The sequence below is a fragment of the Mycobacterium sp. E183 genome (assembly GCF_001667735.1).
Classification (GTDB): domain Bacteria; phylum Actinomycetota; class Actinomycetes; order Mycobacteriales; family Mycobacteriaceae; genus Mycobacterium.
This window is the reverse complement of sequence record NZ_LZJN01000179.1, coordinates 1-787: the sequence shown is the minus strand read 5'-3', so window position 1 is coordinate 787 and position 787 is coordinate 1. Positions and strand designations below refer to the sequence as shown.

1 pseudogene is annotated in these 787 nt (G+C 65.6%); it reads right to left on the bottom strand.

Annotated elements, in window-relative coordinates:
• Positions 1-104: 104 nt before the first annotated feature.
• Positions 105-787: pseudogene (locus A5691_RS28420) on the bottom strand (serine/threonine protein kinase); the annotation flags it as partial.

The window sequence follows — 787 nt, the reverse complement described above, 5'->3', positions numbered from 1 at the left end:
CAACAGCCGCTTTAGGTGATAGGGCCCGAAATCCGTGCCCACCCGCGAGGCCTGCTCATCACTCATCGCTGATCCTTGTCACCCAACCACCACAGCACATCAAGTCAGCCGCCGTAGTTCGTCCACCACGTATGCAGGTCTTCGAGGGCGGGAGGATCACCGTAGGCGTCACAGAGCAGGAGTTTGGCGTCGTTGGTCCAGATGACGTTCGGGTGGTTCTTGTAGGTGCCGCACGCGATCGAGCCGGCGGTCACCGTCGGGGTGCTGTCGTGGTGCCAGCCGTCCGGTGACGGACCGGCCCCCGGACAGTTGAGCAACTGTACGGCGGCGACGTCGTCGTCGAACGCCTTCTTGAGCAGATCGGCATTGGCGAACAACCCGTAGACGGCGCGGGAAGGGCCGCCCTGGTTGGTGTTCTGGTCGCAGTCGACCATGGCCAACGCGTTCACCCAAATGCTGTTGGCCTTCGGGGTGGCAGGGGTGCAAGCGCCACTGGGATATCCGGCGGGCAGCACGCTCATCAGCTTGCTCTGCGGGTTCGGGGCCCTACTCGTCGTGGTCGTGGTGACCGTTCTGCTGGTCGTCGTGGTCGTCGAGGTCGAGGTCCGGTTGGCCTGCGAGTTGCTGTCGTCGCCGCCCATCACCATCGCGATGGCGACCGCGGCGACGACGAGGACGACGACCAGTGCGGCGACGCCGGCGATGATGGGCCAGGGGTTGCGTCGTTTGGGTGGGGGTTGGTTCCAGGCGGGTGCGCCGGTGAATTGGTGCGGGGCGTGTGGTGGGG